Raw genomic sequence first — 19099 nt, 5'->3', positions numbered from 1 at the left:
ATGAGCGGAAAAACCATTTTCATCATCATCCTTACAGCACTGTTGACCATTTTTTTAATGTTAAATGTCGAACCGGTCGATTTCAACTTCTTGTTTGTCACCTTTGCGGTGTCTAAACTTTTGGTAATCGGAGTCTGCATCGTTGTCGGTTTTATTATTGGCTTCGTTGCGGGGCGCCCGAAAAAGACGGTAAGCAGTTACGACGACGAAATTGACCGCAACCAAACAACCAGCAAAAGCGAGTTAAGCGATGAAGATCGGGATTATATTAGTTAGAAGGGAGTTTTGAGTTGGGAGTTGGGAGTTTTGAGTTGGGAGTTGGGAGTTGGGAGTTGGGAGTTTAGCGCAATAAGATTATGATTTAATGTTTTAGAAGATTCTCTACCGCAGCGGTCGTGCTGAGTTTTAATTTCCGCCTGACCGGACGAGAACATTCAGAAGAGGGCTCGTAGAAAATGTCGTCATTTCGAGCGCAGCCGATAAATCTCTACCCAACGTTAGAAGATTCTCTCGCTCGGTCGAAAATGACGATTTTTGGATCACTTCAAAAATCGTCAATCCTAGCCACGAAACATCTCTTTCATCTGCTGCAGGTGCTTCAACATCATAGCGTATTCAGGGCTACTAAATGTTTAAAATCACATTGTTGCAAGAGTGATTAACTTAGCGCCGTCATAATCTCGCCGTAAAGCAGACCACTTCCTCCACCATAATGCTGAATGATTTTTACATTCGGTCGAAGCGCCAAAAGGTTTGCTCTTAAATCAACTTCTGTTTGTTGGTCTATGCCATTTCCCAACAAAACCAAATCAATTTCGTTTTCCTTGCATAGTGCGATCGCCTCTTCATCCGAGCAAACGCAAATTCCCTTCCATTCCGGTCGGGCGTTAAGCAGGCGATTCATCACGGTGGTAATTTCAGTGTCTCTGCCGATATAAAGTATGGTAGTTTGCATGATCACAAAAGCTTAAAAAAATAAAATTGTCACATTGAACCTATCAAGATGTTTAAGGTACCTCGACAGGCTCAGTATGACAAAAATTAATAAGTGTTTAATTCAATTCCATCGGAACATCCATCAACAGCACTTCAGCATCGGCGGTGTTTGCCTTGAAGCTAATGCTGTCTACATCCCAAATTCCCAAACCATCTCGGGTGCTTAATGTTTGACCATTTATGGTTACTTCGCCACCTATTACGAAGGCGTAAACGCCGTTTCCAGCTTTTTTGATCTTATATTCGGTTTCAAAGCCTTCATCAAATTTGCCTAACGAGAACCAGGCGTCCTGATGGATCCAAACACCCGCATCATCGGCACTCGGCGATAAGATTTGCTGAAAATTATTGTGGCGTGCATCTGCATCTAAAGTCAGCTGATCGTAACGTGGCGTAACATTCTTTTTATTAGGGAACAACCAGATTTGCAATAAACTCAATTTCTGGTCTTCCAACGCATTAAATTCGCTGTGGCTTACACCAGTTCCGGCGCTCATCACCTGTATCTCTCCGCTCTTAATTACGGCCGAATTTCCCATGCTGTCTTTATGCGCAATTGCTCCGGCCAATGGAATCGTAATAATTTCCATATTGTCGTGTGGATGCGTTCCGAAACCCATTCCTCCATCAATTAAGTCATCATTTAAAACCCGTAAAACTCCAAAATGCATTCTTTCAGGATTGTAGTAATTGGCAAAACTGAATGAGTGATGTGCATTTAACCAACCATGATTTGCATGGCCCCTGGTATTTTCTTTGTGCAAAATGAACTGTGACATAAATTTCCTTTCTTGTTTATGATACAAATTTACTGCAGGTAGCGGAGCGCAGCATTGATGTAGGGTAAGAAAGTTTGGAGTTTGAGTTGGGAGTTTTGAGTTGGGAGTTGGAGTTGGCCAAGCGCAATGAAAGAACGGCAAGGAATGCTTTTATGGAACCCGGGTAGAAATTTTTGGACCTTGCATACAGATTTCGCGGCTGCACTCGAAAGGGCGTATAATTTTAATCTTGTGTATCTCTCAGAATATTGCGTTTTACCGATCGGTGAAACACCGACCGGAGGGGTAAATCATCATTTCTCCTTTCGCTGGAAAGATTCAGCGGAAATGACGGATAGTTCTAATCGTTCAACGCCTGTTCAATATCGGCTAAAATATCATTAATATGCTCTAAACCAATCGACAAACGAATTGAACCTTGCTCTATACCTACTATATTGCGTTCTTCTTCGGTTAATTTACTGTGCGTGCTCGTTGCCGGATGTGTGGCTATTGAGCGGGTATCGGCCAGGTTTGCAGAGATAGAAAACATTTTCAACCCATCCATAAACTTCCGGGCGCCTTCAATTCCACCGTGCACAACAACGGTTACAATACCGCCGCCCTGCCTCATTTGCTTTTTGGCAATTTCGTACTGCGGGTGAGATGGCAAAAATGGGTATTTCACCAACTTTATTTTAGGATGTTTCTCCAGGTATTCGGCTACTTTTAATGCGTTCTCGCAATGGCGATCCATGCGAACGGCCAATGTTTCTAAGCTTTTTGATAAAATCCAGGCATTAAAGGCTGATAAAGATGGGCCGCTATGGCGGGCAAACATCACAATTTCGGTAATTAAATCCTTTCGTCCTAAAATTATTCCACCCAAAACGCGCCCCTGTCCATCGATATATTTTGTAGCCGAATGAATAGAAATATGTGCCCCAAGCTTGATAGGTTGTTGTAAATATGGTGTGGCAAAACAGTTATCAACCACCAAAAGTTGATTGTGCTTTTTGGCTAAATCGCCCAAAAACTCCAGATCGATAATGTCTATCCCAGGATTTGAAGGGGTTTCAACAAAAATCATTTTTGTGTTTGGCTTAATTAAAGCCTCCCAATCTTCGGGCTTATCAAGGTCGGCATAATCGAAAGTTACACCCCACTTGGCAAAAACATTAGTTAATAGCTGATGCGTAGAGCCAAAAACAGATCGGCTCGAAACAATGTGATCGCCCGCTTTTAAAAATGCACCAAAGGTTGTAAAAATAGCCGCCATGCCGGTTGCAGTGGCAAAGCCATCTTCTGCCCCCTCTAAAAGACACATTTTTTCGATAAACTCTGATGTATTCGGGTTCGAATAACGGCTATACACGTTTCCTTCTTTTTCGTTTGCAAAGAGGGCACGCATTTCTTCGGCATCATCAAACTTGTAGCTCGATGTTAAGTAAATTGGCGCAGAATGTTCTTTATGACCACTGCGTTCGGTTTGAGTGCGTATGGCTATGGTTTCGAAATTTTCGGATTTCATTTTTTTTGAGATGTGAGTATTGAGATTTGTGATATGAGATTTCAGACCTTACGCCTTAAACCCTCTACCTTAAACCTTTTTTATTGTGTAAGTAAAATTAATTTTCGCTGAACGCCCAAGAATGTTCGATACCGAGCAATATTTATCGAAGGTCATGTTTAGCGCACGTTCTACCTTGGCAACACTTAAATCGCCAAATAAGTCGAAATGAATGTCGATCACTTCAAAAATAGGCGGCATTTCCTCGTCCTTGCGGGTTGCGTTGATGACAATCTTGATATCGTTAAGCGGCTCTTTTTGTTTAGTTAATACGTTTACCATATCAATTCCACTGCAGCCGCCCAAACCAATTAGCAGCATTTCCATCGGCCTAAAGCCCTTTCCTTCGCCCCCAATTGCGGCTTTGGCATCCAATTCGACAGTAAAACCGCTCTCGTTTTCTGCTTCGAAATTAAATTTTCCGCTTTTGCGGATCAGATTTATGTTCATTGTTATTAGTATCAAGCCCCACCCCAACCTCCCCAGAAGGGAGGGAGCGCAAGACGTTTATGCATTTTTTTATAAAATTAGTTCAAAGCTTTAAGCTTTTGTCTTTCAGCTTTAAGCTACATTTAAACATTGTAATAAACTAAGTTGTCTTTTTCCAGTTCGGGCAGTTTAACAGGATCGTTAAATAGCGCAAAAACCGACGAGCCGCTGCCACTCATTAAAGCGAACGTTGCGCCTGCATCGTATAAACTGGTTTTTATTTGATGAATTTGGGGATATTTTGCGAATACCGAAGCCTCGAAATCGTTGATAACCTTATTTTTCCATGTTGTTGGCGACAAATGTATGATTTCTTTTAACGATTGCAAAGGCTTTTGAGGTTTTACAAGCGCATAGGCATCGGCCGTGCTGACGTGTACGGGCGGTTTTACCAAAACTTTAAACCAGCCTGACAAATCTATTTCACATTTTTCGAACTCATCGCCTTTATTAAAAGCATACACAGGTTTGTTCTCGATAAAAAAAGCACAGTCGGCGCCTAATCGACGAGCATAATTTTGCATTGTGGTAACCGACATGCCTAAGCGAAATTTTTCGTTCAACAGCTTAATCAGGAAAGCGCAATCGGCCGAACCGCCGCCGAGACCAGCCCCAACGGGGATATTTTTTAAAAGGCTTATTTGCTGTGCAGGAATATCAAAATCTTGTTTAATTTGATTATAAGCCCGCATGCACAAATTATCGTTTGCATCGCCGGGAATATTGGTGCCGTAAATTTTGCACGAAGTCTGTTCAGCATCAGTTATTTCTACCGCGTCTTTGATATTAATTGGGTAAAAAACGGTTTCGAGGTTATGGTAACCATCACTTCGTTTTTCTGTAATATTTAGGCCTAAATTTATTTTTGCGTTTGGGAAGGATAACATTTTGGTCGTAAGTCTTAAGTCGTGAGTCCTTAATGCGAAAAATTGCTCGGAACTTTGCTTACAAACATACATTGTTGGTATTTGATAACAAAGTATTCAAATATAAACAAATCGCAAGTGATGTTTAAAAGGATCAGATTGTCGAAAACTAAAAACTTCAACGCCTAATAAATTTTAGATATTTGCACCTAATTATTATTTTCCATTAAAAGCCTCTGTTGAGATTTAAGCCGGATTTATGAAACAATATTTAGATTTAATGCAGCATGTGCTGGATAACGGCACACAGAAACACGACCGTACAGGCACGGGAACGATTAGCGTTTTTGGGCATCAAATGCGCTTTAACCTGCAAGATGGCTTTCCGATGGTTACGACGAAAAAGTTGCATTTGAAATCGATTATACACGAATTGATCTGGTTTTTAAGCGGCGATACGAATATAAAATACCTGAAAGAGAATGGTGTTCGGATTTGGGATGAATGGGCGGATGAAAATGGCAACCTGGGGCCTGTTTATGGCTCTCAATGGCGAAGCTGGCCAACGCCTGATGGGCAACACATCGATCAGATTACGAATATTATTAATACGATTAAAAACAACCCCGATTCGCGTAGAATTATTGTTTCGGCATGGAATGTTGCTGAGATCGAAAATATGGCTTTGCCGCCGTGCCATGCCTTTTTTCAGTTTTACGTTGCACCGCCCGATTCCGAGAAAGGCGAAACAAGGGGCAAGTTGAGTTGCCAATTGTACCAGCGTAGCGCAGATATTTTCCTTGGTGTTCCTTTTAATATAGCGTCTTACGCCCTTTTAACGATGATGGTGGCGCAGGTATGCGATTTAGATGCCGGAGATTTTGTTCACACGCTTGGCGATGCGCATTTATACAACAACCATATTGAGCAGGCCAATCTTCAATTAAGCAGGGAGCCAAAAGCCTTGCCTACGATGAGAATAAATCCCGAAGTAAAAAGTATTTTCGATTTTAAGTTCGAAGATTTTACCTTAGAGAATTACGAGGCACATCCGCATATCAAAGGTGCGGTGGCGGTATAGTCAATTGGCTCATTGGTCCATTTGTCATTGGTTCATTAGTCATTCCTTGATTAGTCATCGGATGAATACCTAGCCCGTTTGCTATATTCATCCGATGACTATTCGACTTATTGGTTCATTAGTCAATGGTAATGCTAATTTACTAAAGTCTAATTTTTAATATATTTGTATATGGCTGACTTAAAGACCAAACCGTTATTAGATGAATTAGGCCTTGTTATGAAGATAAAAAGCAATGAAATGCCTAATAAAAAGACTTTAAAGGCTATGAAAAGGACTTTTAAAGGCGAAAGACTAACAAAAACCAATAGCCACGCGGATCTGATGCAAAAGCTTAATGCTTAGATATACCAATGGTTTCACGCCTATATAAAGTATATTGGGAAAAAGGCTGAAAAGCCATAATCAAAATTATTGCACATTTAGTTTGTCTTCTGCTTTACGCATATTAAACGCTGCAAACTAATGAACTAATCAACTAATGACTAATCAACTTAACATAGCCGTCGCAGTTGCCGATAATTTCGCAATTGGCAGAAACAACCAGCTATTATGGCACATGCCTGCCGATCTAAAATTCTTTAAACAAACCACCTCTGGCCATACGGTGATTATGGGCCGCAAAACATTTGATTCGGTTGGAAAGCCATTGCCAAATCGTCGAAATATTGTGGTTACGAGGGATGCTTCATTAAAGATTGATGGTGCCGAAGTTGTAAATAGTTTAGACGAAGCGATTAAATTGAGTGAAGATAGCGATGGTCCAATTTTCATTATAGGCGGAGCTGAAATCTATCGTCAGGCTTTACCCAAAACCGACACCATTTATCTAACCACGATACACCATACCTTTGATGCTGACGCCTTTTTTCCGGAGATTGATCGGAACGAATGGGAAGTGATTAGCAGCGAATCGCATCAAGCAGACGAGAAAAATAAATACGATTATACGTTTAAGGTTTTGAAAAGGAAGTAGACAAAACCTGCCGTCGTGATGCTGAACTCTCCAAGATGAAGGAGTATACATGCTTTATAATAAGATTGCTTCGTGCCTTGCAACGATGATAGCAACACAGGCTAATGCCAGCCGAGGGATGCATCCTCAGACGACCGGCCCTATTTCCTCTTCTCAATACCACAACGAGTCAAAAAAAGTTATATTTGCTGAGTTAAACCCAACCGACAAATTTCTGCAATTATCTCCAAACAAACAGTCTTTTGAACCGATGAACATAAAAAGCGTTCGAAGCGGCTATCGGTTGCGCTATTGTTCCATGTTAGAAATTAATCTTAATAAATTATTAATTAAGGGGTTCTATAATTTAAAAATTTAATTAGATTTGCCGACTTGTTAAAAACAGCGAAAGACAAATTATTTTAAACAAACAATGCAAGGAAAAGGTTTTATTAAGTTTATAGCGATAGTGCTAGCTATCGTTTGTGCGTATGCACTTTCTTTTACTTTGGTAGCATCTAAAGTAGAAAAAGACGCAAAAAACTATGCGAAAGGTGATTTAGCCAAAGAAAAGGCTTACTTAGATTCGATGAGTACCGAAAAAGTATATCCAGTAATTGGATTTACTTACAGTGATGTAAAAGCGAAAGAGATTAATTTAGGTTTAGACTTAAAAGGCGGGATGAACGTAACGATGGAGATATCGTTAGCTGAATTGGTTAAATCTTTAGCGGGTAACCCTACTGATGCTAACTTTAACAAAGCGATTCAAAACGCACAAGCTCAACTAAATGCTGGCGGTAAAGATTACATCAAGATTTTTGTTGACGAATTTGAAAAATTAAGCCCTGGTGTAAAACTTGCAGATTTTTTCTCAAATCAAGATAATGCTTCTCAGTTAAAACCAAACGCCAGCAATAGCGAAGTAGAAAACTTTTTAGAAAAAGAAGCTACCAGCGCTATCGATCGTTCATTTACCGTATTACGTTCGCGTATCGACGGTTTTGGTGTGGTTAGTCCGAACATGCAAAAGCAAGAAGGCAGTAACCGCATTTTAATCGAAATGCCAGGCGTACAAGATCAAGATCGTATCGCCAAGCTTTTACAGGGTTCTGCCGAATTACAGTTTTGGCAGGTTTACCAATCAACCGAAGTTTATCCTTTATTGGAGAACATTAATAAAACCTTAGCTGCGACTTTAAAAACCGAAGCGCCTGCAACTACCGATACTACAAAGGCCGCAGCAGCCGGAAGTAAGTTGGCTGGATTGGAAAAAGCCGCTACCAAAGATTCGACCGATAAAGGCAAGCTTGCTGGCCTCGGAAAAAAAGATTCGACAGCGGTTAGAGCAGAACTGGCAAAATCGAACCCATTATACGCTGTGCTTAACCTTCCCATCTATCAAGGTGAGAACGGTCAACAGCAGCTTGTTCCAGGCGCCGTAGTCGGCATGTCCCTACAAAAAGATACAGCGAAAGTTAACTCTTATTTAAAAATGCCTGAGGTTGCCGCATCAATTCCATCAACGATGAAATTTATGTGGAGCGTTAAACCGAGAGAAGGTTCGAAAATTTTCGAACTGTATGCTATAAAGGTGACCAGCGCCGATGGCAAACCAGATTTAGGTGGTGAGGCAATCAGCGATTCGCGTGCCGACTTTGATCAAAAAGGCAAGCCGGAAGTAACCATGTACATGACCAGCGAAGGTGCTGCGAAGTGGAAAAAGATTACTGCCGAAGCTGCTGCAGATCCAAACAACAAAAAATCGATTGCTATCGTATTAGATAACATGGTTTATTCTGCACCTACGGTTCAAAACGAAATTGCTGGTGGTGTTTCATCTATCACCGGTAACTTTACACAAGCAGATACAAAAGATTTATCGAACATTTTAAAAGCTGGTAAATTGCCTGCTCCTGCGCGTATTGCAGGTAGCTATGTAGTTGGACCTACCTTGGGAGCACAGGCCATTCACGATGGTTTAATCTCGTTCGTAATTGCGTTTATCGTAATCCTGATCTTCATGGCGTTGTATTATCACCGTGCAGGTTGGGTTGCAAACTTCGCTTTGTTAATCAACTTATTCTTCATCATCGGTATTTTGGTATCGCTCGGTGCCGTTTTAACATTACCTGGTATTGCCGGTATCGTACTAACCATTGGTTTATCTGTTGATGCAAACATCCTGATATTTGAGCGTGTACGTGAAGAACTTGCTTTAGGCAAAAACATTCCGACAGCCATCAAAGAAGGTTTTAAACATGCCATGCCTTCAATTTTGGATGCAAACATTACAGTGTTTATCTTGGGTGCTATTCTTTACGCATTCGGTAGCGGGCCGGTTCAAGGTTTTGCAACTACGTTGTGTATCGGTATTATTTCTTCATTGTTTGCTGCCGTTGCCATCTCAAGGGTTGTTTTTGAAGGCATGTTGAGCCGTAAAATGGAGATTAGCTTCGATAACAAGTTTACTCGTAATGCGTTCAAGAACCTGGCTTTTAACTTCGTAGGCCGTCGTAAAATTTACTACATTATTTCTAGTGTAATTATCATCGCTGGTATTGGCATGTACTTCAAACACGGAGGCTTAAACCTGGGTGTAGATTTTAAAGGTGGTAGAACGTATTTGGTTCACTTTGATAAAGCCGTTAGCACCGAAGATTTAAAAACTAAACTTACCCCTGTTTTTGGCAACGAAACCCCTGAGGTTAAAACTGCAGGTGAAGATAGCCAGGTAAAAATCACTACGACTTTCTACATCGAAGATCAGGATATAAAAACGGATAAGGTTGTAGAAAATGCATTAAAAAATGGCTTGGGCGATTCTAAATACGAAATCGTAAGCTCGCAAAAGGTTACGCCGATTATCGCCAGCGACATCGTAAACGGTGCATTTTATGCTGTATTGATTTCATGTATATTCATGTTTATCTACATCGTTGTTCGATTTAAAAAATGGCAATATGGTTTAGGTGCCGTGTTGGCATTATTCCATGACGTATTAATGGTACTCTCTTTCTATACCATTTTAGATGGTGTAATGCCGTTCTCGCTAGAAATTGGTCAGGATTTTATTGCCGCCATCTTAACCGTAATGGGTTACACCATGACGGAGACAGTTGTTGTTTTCGACCGTATCCGTGAGCGATTAAAAGAAAAAGGTAAAGAAGATTTACATGGCGAAGAGCGTAACCAATTAATCAATTTCGCATTAAACAGTACATTAAGTCGTACAATTTTGACTTCATTAACTGTATTCTTTGTGTTATTGGTGATCTTCATTTTCGGTGGCGATAGCATCCGCGGGTTTATCTTCGCGTTATTGATCGGTCGTATCATCGGTACTTACTCATCACTGTGTATCTCTACTCCTATCGTAATTGATTTGGGAAGCACTGCAGAGAAGAGAAAATAAACAGTTCAAAATTTTTTGAAAGATATAAGCGTTCCGAGTAATCGGAACGCTTTTTTTTTGTCTCCGGCAACACCTTCAGACCGACGTAATGAACTCAATCTTTTTGACAGGTTTGCCATGCTGAGTTTAATTTCCGATTGACCAGGGGGGCAGCAATGCTATTTAGTTCGCGATCAAACCAAAAATATTGTCATCCTGAGCATTTCGACTGGAGTTCATCTTGAGCATTGAAGTTTCAATGACAGCACCTGTTTTGTCATTCTGACGAAGGAAGAATCCGCAACATACATTTCAACGTCCTAGCCCCCCTTCACTTGCCCTCTTTTGGCAGTGGACATTTGGCGTTTTCTTTTTCATCGCCTGGGGATCCTTCGTTGCACTCAGGATGACAGCGTAAAAAACCTAGCATCCCAACGTCGTTGTTTTTTCTAAACTAATCTCTGAGGATGACGACTAGATTCGAATCTCTTTCTAACCTCCCATACGCGTTCTGGGTTAAAAGTGCGGTCCTTCAAAATCCTCTCCCCTGGAGAGCGAGACACCGCGACCCGGTATATCACGAACTTTCATGAGGCGAGGCTTTTATGGAGGCCGACTACTACATTAACCTATAATTTGACATTCAAAGGGTAAGATTTAAACCTTTTGGCTATCTTTTTGTTACTTTAACAATAGATAAACCGAGATAAAATGGATTTACAACTTCCTAAAAGCGAATACCCAAGAGTAGTGATTGTAGGCGGAGGATTTGGCGGGATTGAATTAGCTAAAAGATTAAAAAATAAACCGTTTCAGGTGGTTATGTTGGATAAACACAACTACCATACTTTTCAACCGCTACTCTATCAGGTTGCTACAGGTGGTTTAGAGGCAGATTCAATCGCTTTTCCGCTGCGCAAAATTTTTAAGGGGCAAAAAAACATCGTATTTAGGGTAACCAAAGTAACCTCGGTAAATGCGAGCGAAAACTGCCTGATAACCGATATCGGAAAGGTAAGCTACGATTACCTCGTAATTGCAACAGGTTCAACCAGTAATTTTTTCGGCAACAAAGAAATTGAGGCCAATTCTATGCCGATGAAATCAATTCCGGAGGCATTGGATTTAAGAAGCCTTATTCTTCAAAATTTCGAAAAATCGTTGATTGAAAAGGATTTAAACAAAAGAGATGCCTTATTAAACTTTGTTGTGGTGGGTGGTGGACCTACAGGCGTAGAAACCGCCGGTGCCATTGCAGAGCTTAAAAAACACGTAATTCCGAACGATTATCCAGAAATGGATTTGAGTAGGATTAACATTTACCTCATCGAGAACTCGCCAGAATTGCTTGGGCCAATGTCGCCGCAGGCACAAAAGAAATCAAAAGAATTTTTGATTGAGATGGGTGTTCAGGTAATGAACGAAACCAGGGTACTGGGTTATGATGGGAATACACTCTTATTGCAGGATAAAGCGCCGATTTTAACCTCTACCGTAATTTGGAGTGCTGGCGTTAAAGGCGAAGTGTTGCCGGGCTTAGATCAGGCTGAAATCGTTCGCGGAGGAAGATTGAAAACCGACACCCAAAACCTGGTTGTGGGTTATAAAAATGTATATGCCATTGGTGATGTCGCCGCAATTATTACCGACGATACACCTAACGGCCACCCCGGCGTTGCCCCGGTTGCCATTCAGCAAGGACACCAACTGGCTAAAAACCTGGTTCATATTGCCGAAAACAAACCTTTAGAGCCATTTAAGTATTTCGATAAGGGATCCATGGCTACCGTTGGAAGGAACAGGGCCGTGGTTGACATTGGTAAAATTCACTTTCAGGGAATTTTTGCCTGGTTTGCCTGGATGTTCGTCCACTTAATGACGCTTGTTGGTTTCAGAAATAAGATAATTGTATTTATAAACTGGGTTTGGAGCTATTTTAGTTACGATAGAGGCACACGACTCATCATCAGAACGTTTGCCAAAGACAGAAGTGTAGATTATAGGGCCGAGGTTCCCAGCGTTAAAGAAAATGTTAAAGCCTCGTAACAACTAAATAATGACCTATAAAACCCTCTCTCCAAATAAGAAAATTGCAATGGTTGCCCACGATCATCGGAAAGATGACCTAGTGAACTGGGCCCTGAGAAACAGAGACGCATTTATTGGCCACGAGTTACTGGCCACAGGAACCACCGGAAAACTGATAGAAGAACGTTTAAACCTACCCGTGCGCAAACTATTAAGCGGACCCCTGGGCGGCGATCAGCAAATCGGAGCGCTGATTGCCCAAGGCGAAATAGACGTTTTAATCTTCTTTTGGGATCCAATGGAGGCGCAACCGCACGATCCTGATGTTAAGGCGCTATTGCGAATCGGCATTGTATGGAATATTCCAATGGCCTGCGATGTAGCAACAGCGGATTTTTTAATATCTTCGCCTCATATGCAAGGAAATTACAAGGTAGCGTTGACCGACTACGACGAATACAAAAACAGAACATTTTAGTTCATTGGTCATTAGTTAATTGGTCATTGATCATTGGTCATTGGTCATTGGTAATTGCTTATTCTCCTTGCAAACTGCAAACTGCTAACTGCTAACTGCTAATTGTTAACTGCTAACTGCCAATTGTTCATCAACCTTTGTTCTTAACACTCGTCAATCGGCCTTTTGCCTAATAACCAAACAAATATGAGCCAAAACAAATTCAAGCTAGTTGAATGCCCCCGGGATGCGATGCAGGGACTGCACGATTTTGTTCCAACTAAATTAAAAGCAGCATATTTGAATCTATTACTGCAGGTCGGTTTCGATACGCTCGATTTTGGAAGTTTCGTATCTCCAAAGGCTATTCCGCAAATGGCCGATACCGTGCAGGTACTCGATAGCCTCGATTTAAGCAACACTTCAACCCAACTTTTAGCCATTGTGGCCAATTTGCGAGGCGCTCAAGATGCAGCCAAACATGAACAGATTAAGTTTCTAGGCTTTCCATTTTCGATCTCCGAAACTTTTCAACAACGCAATACGAACGCTAGCATTCAGCAATCGCTGGTAATCGTAGAGGAAATGCTATCACTCTGTGCAGCAAACAACAAAACCGCGGTGGTTTACCTGTCGATGGGTTTTGGAAATCCGTACGGCGACGAATGGAATTACGAGATTGTAGAAAAATGGGCCGATATTTTGGTTACCAAAGGTGTCGAAATTCTTTCTTTGGCAGATACTGTAGGCATTTCAACGCCTGAAAAAATACAAGAGATATTGCCTAAACTTATCACCAAATTTAGCAACACGGAGATTGGCATGCACTTACACTCCACTCCCGCCGAGCGTTTCGAAAAAATTAAGGCTGCTTACAGTACCGGCGTTAAACGAATAGATTCTGCTTTGAAGGGTTTTGGCGGCTGCCCTATGGCGGCTGACGATTTAACCGGAAATATTGCAACGGAAGATGTAATCGAATTTTTGAACTCAAAAGGCGAAAACCTAAACCTCAATATGGAAAAATGGCATGAGGCCATGGTATTATCAGCGAAGATATTCGGGTAATTCGCTGTTAGCCACAACGCACGACTATACTTATACTAGTCGTAGCGTCCCGCTACGACTTAAATTGTAAATTGGGAGGTGGAAGGTGCGTAGCGAGACGCTACGCCCAGATGAGGCAATGACATTTGCTTATCTACACCTTTTTCACCATTTTAAAATGCTGAATACCAGCCTCTTCAAATTGCTCCCCTTCCGCTACAAAGCCAAACTTCGCATATAAACTCATGGCATCTAACTGAGAATTTAGATAAATATAATTCGCATCTTCAGGCAAATCAGAAAGTGCTTCGGCAATTAACGCACGGCCTACCCCCTGCCCGCGGTACTCTTTTAGTACAGCAAAGCGCTCCAGTTTAAACCCCTGATCGGTTTTACGCCACCGGCAGGCGCCGCACGGCTGTCCGTTAAAGGTGGCCAAAAAGTGGATGGAAACATCTTCATTTTCCCATTCCAATTCCGGCGGACAGTTTTGCTCATCTACAAATACAATTTTACGTATTGCAAAAACTTGTTCTAATTCTTCCGGATGAATTACTTTTTGAACTTGTAAGCTCATTCTTTATTTTGTTTAAAGTGTTTATTTGATTTAACTTTTTGCTCGTTGAGCGCTTTGGCCACATCTATTGAGTGCGAACAATGAATATCGGCCTCTTTTTTGGCAAGCTCGGCAATAGTAACGTAAAAACTATGCAACTGGTCGAGGTCTTTTTCACTCAAATCTTCAATATCTACCATTCGGTTACTTGCGCCTTGCTGGGCCGCAATGAGTTCATTCAGTTTTAATTGAATCGCCTTGCTATCTTTATTTTGGGCTTTCTGGATTAAGAAAACCATCAAGAAAGTAATAATTGTTGTTCCGGTGTTAATTACCAACTGCCAGGTTTCAGAGTAATCGAATATCGGGCCTGTTACTGCCCACGTAATTACGGTGAGGGTGGCCAATATAAAAGCTACCGAGCTCCCCGTAAATTTGGTCGCTGCATTCGAAAATCTTTCGAAAAAATTGTTTTTTTTGGTGTCGGGTCTCGATTTCATGGTCGTATTTTGATCTGCTTAAATATAAAGAGAAAAACAACCAAAAGCGCCATAAGTTTTCAAACCTATGGCGCTTTTATAATGATCGAATGACTGATTTCCTGAATGATTGAATAAAAATTCAATCTAAAAAACCGTCAAAAATTACAATTTATCGTTTGCGTTAACGCAATTTAAATCTTCAAAAGCAACAGTTAAACGTTTAACAAATGCTTCTTCCGCTTTGCGTAGCCATACACGCGGATCGTAGTATTTTTTGTTAGGTTTATCATCGCCCTCAGGGTTACCGATCTGTCCTTGAAGATAAGCTTCGTTCTGTTTGTAATAACCTAAAATACCTTCCCAAAATGCCCACTGCATATCGGTATCGATATTCATTTTAATGGCACCATAAGAAATTGCTTCTCTGATTTCCTCTTGCGAAGAGCCCGAGCCACCGTGAAATACGAAGTTGATTGGTTTCTCGGCAGTTAAATTGAATTTTTCTTTGATAAAATCCTGAGAGTTTTTCAAAATCACTGGCTGCAATTTTACGTTTCCGGGTTTGTACACACCGTGAACGTTACCAAACGCCGCTGCAACCGTGAAACGAGGCGATACCTTGCTTAATTCTTCGTAAGCATAAGCCACTTCGCTAGGTTGAGTGTATAGTTTTGAGCTATCTACATCGCTGTTATCAACACCATCTTCTTCACCACCGGTAACACCCAGCTCAATTTCGATAGTCATATTCATTTTCGCCATGCGGGCAAAATATTTTGCAGAGATTTCCATGTTTTCTTCGATCGATTCTTCCGAAAGATCCAACATGTGCGATGAAAACAAAGGTTTTCCCGTTTCAGCGAAGAATTTTTCGCCATGATCTAAAAGGCCATCAATCCAGGGCAATAATTTTTTCGCGGCGTGATCTGTATGTAAAACCACTGCGACACCGTAGTGCTCTGCCAATAAGTGAACATGCTTAGCTGCCGATACAGCACCTAAAATACATGCCTGCAATTTTTCGTTATCTAAAGATTTACCCGCATAAAATTGTGCACCTCCATTAGATAATTGAATCATAACAGGCGAATTTACTGCCTTTGCAGTTTCCAATACCGCATTAACCGTGTTTGTACCGGTTACATTTACTGCTGGTAAAGCAAACTGATGTTTTTTAGCCTGCTCAAATAATTCCTGAACGGCATCTCCGTAAATTACGCCTTTGTAGCCTTTTAAACTCATCTCTTGTTAATTTTTATTAAGTCCGAAGTTATAAAAAAAAATAACATTTCAAGCTTTTGTAACAACAGAATTATTTGCCTAACAACCAAATAAGGGCTATTTAGTGTAATTAGCACATTATCCTTAGTGTAAAAAGAACACACTTAAGAAAATGACCAATTTACAATAATCAGTTATCAAACCCCGTCTGCAGGTAAAAAATAGCCCATAAGCTTTGCTAACCTGTTTAATTGCTGAGTAGGTTAATTGTTGAATTGCTATTATCCTTCGACTCCGCTCAGGATGACAATTGGTTGTTGCTGATTGGTTATGTTAATTGTCCTTCGACTCCGCTCAGGATGACAGTTGGTTGTTGCTGATTGGTTATGTTAATTGTCCTTCAACTCCGCCCAGGATAACAGTTGGCCGTTGCTAATTGGTTATTGTTAATTGCTAATTGGTAATTCTTTATGTTAATTTTATTTTTCGTTTCTTTGCAGTCCAATTCTTTAAAAAATTATGGCTTGGTTTAAAAGAGAAAATAAAGGTATCATTACCACAACCGAAGAGAAGAAAGAGGCACCTGATGGCGTGTGGAACAAATGTCCAAATTGTAAAAAACCGCTTCATCAGGCAGAACTGCAAGAAAACAAGTACGTTTGCCACTACTGCGATTATCACCTCAGAGTGGGATCTAAAGAATATTTCGAAGTTTTGTTTGATAACAACGATTTCAAGGAACTTTTTGCAAATTTAACTTCCGGTGATCCATTAAACTTTAACGATAACAAACCATACACCGAGAGAATTAAAGAAAGTCAGGCAAAAACAGGCTTAAAAGATGCCATTAGAGCTGGCGTGGGTAAAATCGACGGGCAAGATTTGGTTATTGCATGTATGGATTTTGCTTTCATCGGCGGTTCGATGGGCTCAGTTGTAGGCGAGAAAATTGCTCGCTCGATCGATTACAGTATCAAACAAAAAATTCCGTTTCTGATGATTTCAAAATCTGGCGGTGCCCGGATGATGGAGGCTGCATTCTCGTTGATGCAAATGGCAAAAACTTCTGCAAAGCTGGCCTTACTAAGTCAAGCGAAAATTCCATATATCTCACTCTTAACAGACCCCACAACGGGTGGTGTTACAGCATCTTACGCTATGCTTGGCGATATTAATATTGCAGAGCCAGGCGCTTTAATCGGCTTTGCCGGCCCAAGGGTAATTAAAGAAACGATTAAAAAAGATTTGCCAAAAGGTTTCCAGACATCAGAATTTGTGTTGGAACATGGTTTCTTAGATTTTATAGTCGACAGAAGGGCCATGAAAGCCAAACTTGGTGCTTTTCTTAAAATGATGCAAAACTAGTTATTGGTTAATTGGTTCACTGGTCAGTAGTTTAACGACAATTGGTTAATTGGTAATTGGTTATTGTTCCATTACAAAAGCAGGACTTGAATGACTTAGGTTATTTCAGTCCTGCTTTTTTTGTTTAGTCCTTTTTCCACACGCCACGGCGGCACACCAAACCAACTGCAACATTTCCATTAACATCGCCGCTTCTGCTAGCTAATTACTTAAATTGGCACTCACAAACCCTAAACTTATTATGAATAAAAAACTACTTTTTCCTGCCCTACTTTTGTTTACTTCGTCCGTTGCTTTTTCGCAAGACAAAAAGGTGATCGATAACATCGTTAAGGAAGTAAACGAAAACTCCCAATTAGAAAAGCTCGCCCACGAGCTTCTGGATGTTGTAGGACCGCGGTTGGTCGGATCGCCGCAAATGAAACAAGCGAACGACTGGGCGGTAAAAAAATACAGCGGCTGGGGCATCTCGGCTAAAAATGAGAAATGGGGCGAATGGCGTGGCTGGCAACGTGGCATTACCCACATTGATTTAGTTAGTCCCAGGTTAAGAACCCTTGAAGGAACGCAACTGGCCTGGAGCCCATCTACAAACGGAAAAGCGATAAATGCAGAAGCTATTGTACTTCCGGCGATAACCGATTCGGCGTCGTTTCAAAAATGGTTGCCCAATGTGAAAGGGAAACTGGTACTAATTTCTATGAACCAGCTATCGGGCCGCCCAGAGAAAAACTGGGAAGAATTTGCAACGAAAGACCTTTTCGAAAAGTACAAAAAAGAAAAGGCTGATGCAGCAAAAGCCTGGTTTGCCTCGATGTCTAAAACCGGATTAAATGCGAAAAATTTAGCGCTGGCGATCGAAAATGCGGGTGCGGCAGGAATTATCATTAACAACTGGTCGCAAGGATTTGGAGTAGATAAGATCTTCGGCGCCAATACCACGAAAATTCCTACACTGGATTTGTCGGTTGAAGATTACGGTCTTGTTTACCGCTTAGCAACAAATGGCGATAAACCGATGTTGAAAATTGAATCGGAATCGAAAGAATTGGGCGTAGTACCAACCTTCAATACGATCGCGGAAATCAAGGGAACGCAAAAACCTAAAGAATATGTCATGTTATCGGCACACTTTGACTCGTGGGATGGCGCTAGTGGCGCTACGGACAATGGTTCGGGAACAATTATGATGATGGAGGCCATGCGGATCTTAAAAAAGTTTTATCCTAACCCTAAGCGTACCATTTTGGTTGGCCACTGGGGAAGTGAGGAACAAGGACTTAATGGCTCAAGGGCATTTGTTGAAGATCACCCGGAAATCGTGAACAACTTACAAGCACTTTTTAATCAGGATAACGGAACAGGCCGTGTGGTTAATATCGGTGGACAAGGTTTTGCAAAATCAAAAGATTACATTACACGCTGGTTAGCGGCGGTACCAGACACAATTAAAAATCAAATTACAACGAGTTTTCCGGGAATGCCGGGCGCTGGCGGCTCTGATTTCGCTTCTTTTGTAGCCGCCGGGGCACTAGGTTATTCGTTAAGTTCTACCAGCTGGGATTATGGAACTTACACCTGGCATACTAACCGCGACAGCTATGATAAATTAGTTTTTGACGAGATTCGCAGCAATGTAATCTTAGCGGCAATAATGGTTTATATGGCTTGTGAGGACCCTGAAAAAACATCGACTGAGAAAGCTACAGATTTACCTGTAAACGAACGCACGGGCAAACCAGCAAGTTGGCCAGAAGCCAGAAAGGCAACCCGAAAAGGAGGCTTATAAAATACCAACAATTTAGACCGGCGCTCTCTAATGTCGATTGTATAT

At 41.2% G+C, this 19099-nt stretch carries 18 protein-coding genes; 10 read left to right on the top strand and 8 right to left on the bottom strand.

Annotation, left to right across the window (positions count from 1 at the left end; all coding sequences use genetic code 11):
• The gene (locus IZT61_RS20500) at positions 1-276 is read left to right on the top strand and encodes a lipopolysaccharide assembly protein LapA domain-containing protein (protein ID WP_196098859.1); all 276 of its coding nucleotides are present in this window, start codon (positions 1-3) and stop codon (positions 274-276) included.
• A gap of 382 nt (positions 277-658) precedes the next feature.
• On the opposite strand, the gene IZT61_RS20495 is transcribed toward IZT61_RS20500, so the two are convergent.
• From IZT61_RS20495 to ispE, 5 genes are all read right to left on the bottom strand, one after another.
• On the bottom strand, positions 659-955 hold the full coding sequence (locus IZT61_RS20495) for a response regulator (RefSeq protein ID WP_196098858.1): 297 nt from the start codon (positions 953-955) through the stop codon (positions 659-661).
• A gap of 97 nt (positions 956-1052) precedes the next feature.
• Entirely contained in the window at positions 1053-1775 is a 723-nt protein-coding gene (locus IZT61_RS20490; protein ID WP_196098857.1) for a pirin family protein, read from the bottom strand.
• A 340-nt stretch (positions 1776-2115) separates the two neighbouring features.
• Complete coding sequence (locus tag IZT61_RS20485; protein WP_196098856.1) at positions 2116-3285, bottom strand: O-succinylhomoserine sulfhydrylase; 1170 nt, start codon at positions 3283-3285, stop codon at positions 2116-2118.
• A 69-nt stretch (positions 3286-3354) separates the two neighbouring features.
• Positions 3355-3774: an OsmC family protein gene (locus IZT61_RS20480; RefSeq protein WP_196098855.1), complete on the bottom strand. Its 420-nt coding sequence runs from the start codon at positions 3772-3774 to the stop codon at positions 3355-3357.
• A 122-nt stretch (positions 3775-3896) separates the two neighbouring features.
• The gene (gene ispE / locus IZT61_RS20475; protein ID WP_196098854.1) at positions 3897-4700 is read right to left on the bottom strand and encodes a 4-(cytidine 5'-diphospho)-2-C-methyl-D-erythritol kinase; all 804 of its coding nucleotides are present in this window, start codon (positions 4698-4700) and stop codon (positions 3897-3899) included.
• A 238-nt stretch (positions 4701-4938) separates the two neighbouring features.
• Here ispE and IZT61_RS20470 point away from each other — a divergent pair, with 238 nt between their 5' ends.
• The 7 genes from IZT61_RS20470 (at position 4939) to IZT61_RS20440 (ending at position 13662) form a co-directional block, all read left to right on the top strand.
• The gene (locus IZT61_RS20470; RefSeq protein ID WP_196098853.1) at positions 4939-5760 is read left to right on the top strand and encodes a thymidylate synthase; all 822 of its coding nucleotides are present in this window, start codon (positions 4939-4941) and stop codon (positions 5758-5760) included.
• Positions 5761-5931: 171 nt separating this feature from the next.
• Positions 5932-6105 (top strand): hypothetical protein, encoded by a 174-nt coding sequence (locus tag IZT61_RS20465; RefSeq protein ID WP_196098852.1) that lies wholly within the window; start codon positions 5932-5934, stop codon positions 6103-6105.
• 136 nt (positions 6106-6241) lie between these two features.
• Complete coding sequence (locus IZT61_RS20460) at positions 6242-6736, top strand: dihydrofolate reductase (RefSeq protein ID WP_196098851.1); 495 nt, start codon at positions 6242-6244, stop codon at positions 6734-6736.
• 412 nt (positions 6737-7148) lie between these two features.
• On the top strand, positions 7149-10130 hold the full coding sequence (gene secDF, locus IZT61_RS20455; protein ID WP_196098850.1) for a protein translocase subunit SecDF: 2982 nt from the start codon (positions 7149-7151) through the stop codon (positions 10128-10130).
• Between the two features lie 690 nt (positions 10131-10820).
• Positions 10821-12155: an NAD(P)/FAD-dependent oxidoreductase gene (locus tag IZT61_RS20450; RefSeq protein WP_196098849.1), complete on the top strand. Its 1335-nt coding sequence runs from the start codon at positions 10821-10823 to the stop codon at positions 12153-12155.
• A 10-nt stretch (positions 12156-12165) separates the two neighbouring features.
• A complete protein-coding gene (locus IZT61_RS20445; RefSeq protein WP_196098848.1) occupies positions 12166-12615 on the top strand; it encodes a methylglyoxal synthase in 450 nt (149 codons plus the stop codon).
• A gap of 186 nt (positions 12616-12801) precedes the next feature.
• Positions 12802-13662, top strand: a complete 861-nt coding sequence (locus tag IZT61_RS20440) for a hydroxymethylglutaryl-CoA lyase (protein WP_196098847.1) — start codon at positions 12802-12804, stop codon at positions 13660-13662.
• Positions 13663-13795: 133 nt separating this feature from the next.
• On the opposite strand, the gene IZT61_RS20435 is transcribed toward IZT61_RS20440, so the two are convergent.
• From IZT61_RS20435 to fbaA, 3 genes are all read right to left on the bottom strand, one after another.
• A complete protein-coding gene (locus tag IZT61_RS20435; protein ID WP_196098846.1) occupies positions 13796-14218 on the bottom strand; it encodes a GNAT family N-acetyltransferase in 423 nt (140 codons plus the stop codon).
• Positions 14215-14697: a low affinity iron permease family protein gene (locus tag IZT61_RS20430; RefSeq protein ID WP_196098845.1), complete on the bottom strand. Its 483-nt coding sequence runs from the start codon at positions 14695-14697 to the stop codon at positions 14215-14217. The genes IZT61_RS20435 and IZT61_RS20430 overlap by 4 nt, the downstream gene beginning before the upstream one ends.
• Before the next feature lie 144 nt (positions 14698-14841).
• On the bottom strand, positions 14842-15921 hold the full coding sequence (gene fbaA, locus IZT61_RS20425; RefSeq protein WP_196098844.1) for a class II fructose-bisphosphate aldolase: 1080 nt from the start codon (positions 15919-15921) through the stop codon (positions 14842-14844).
• A gap of 498 nt (positions 15922-16419) precedes the next feature.
• Here fbaA and accD point away from each other — a divergent pair, with 498 nt between their 5' ends.
• Together accD and IZT61_RS20415 are read left to right on the top strand one after the other, a co-directional pair.
• Positions 16420-17265 carry an acetyl-CoA carboxylase, carboxyltransferase subunit beta gene (gene accD / locus IZT61_RS20420; RefSeq protein WP_196098843.1) on the top strand — a complete coding sequence of 282 codons (846 nt, stop codon included), beginning with the start codon at positions 16420-16422 and terminating at the stop codon, positions 17263-17265.
• Between the two features lie 241 nt (positions 17266-17506).
• On the top strand, positions 17507-19054 hold the full coding sequence (locus IZT61_RS20415) for a M20/M25/M40 family metallo-hydrolase (protein ID WP_196098842.1): 1548 nt from the start codon (positions 17507-17509) through the stop codon (positions 19052-19054).
• Positions 19055-19099: the final 45 nt, after the last annotated feature.

It is taken from the genome of Pedobacter endophyticus (assembly GCF_015679185.1).
GTDB classification, from domain to species: Bacteria; Bacteroidota; Bacteroidia; order Sphingobacteriales; family Sphingobacteriaceae; genus Pedobacter; species Pedobacter endophyticus.
Note: the sequence above shows the minus strand (reverse complement) of the source record. Positions and strands in the feature narration are given on the sequence as shown.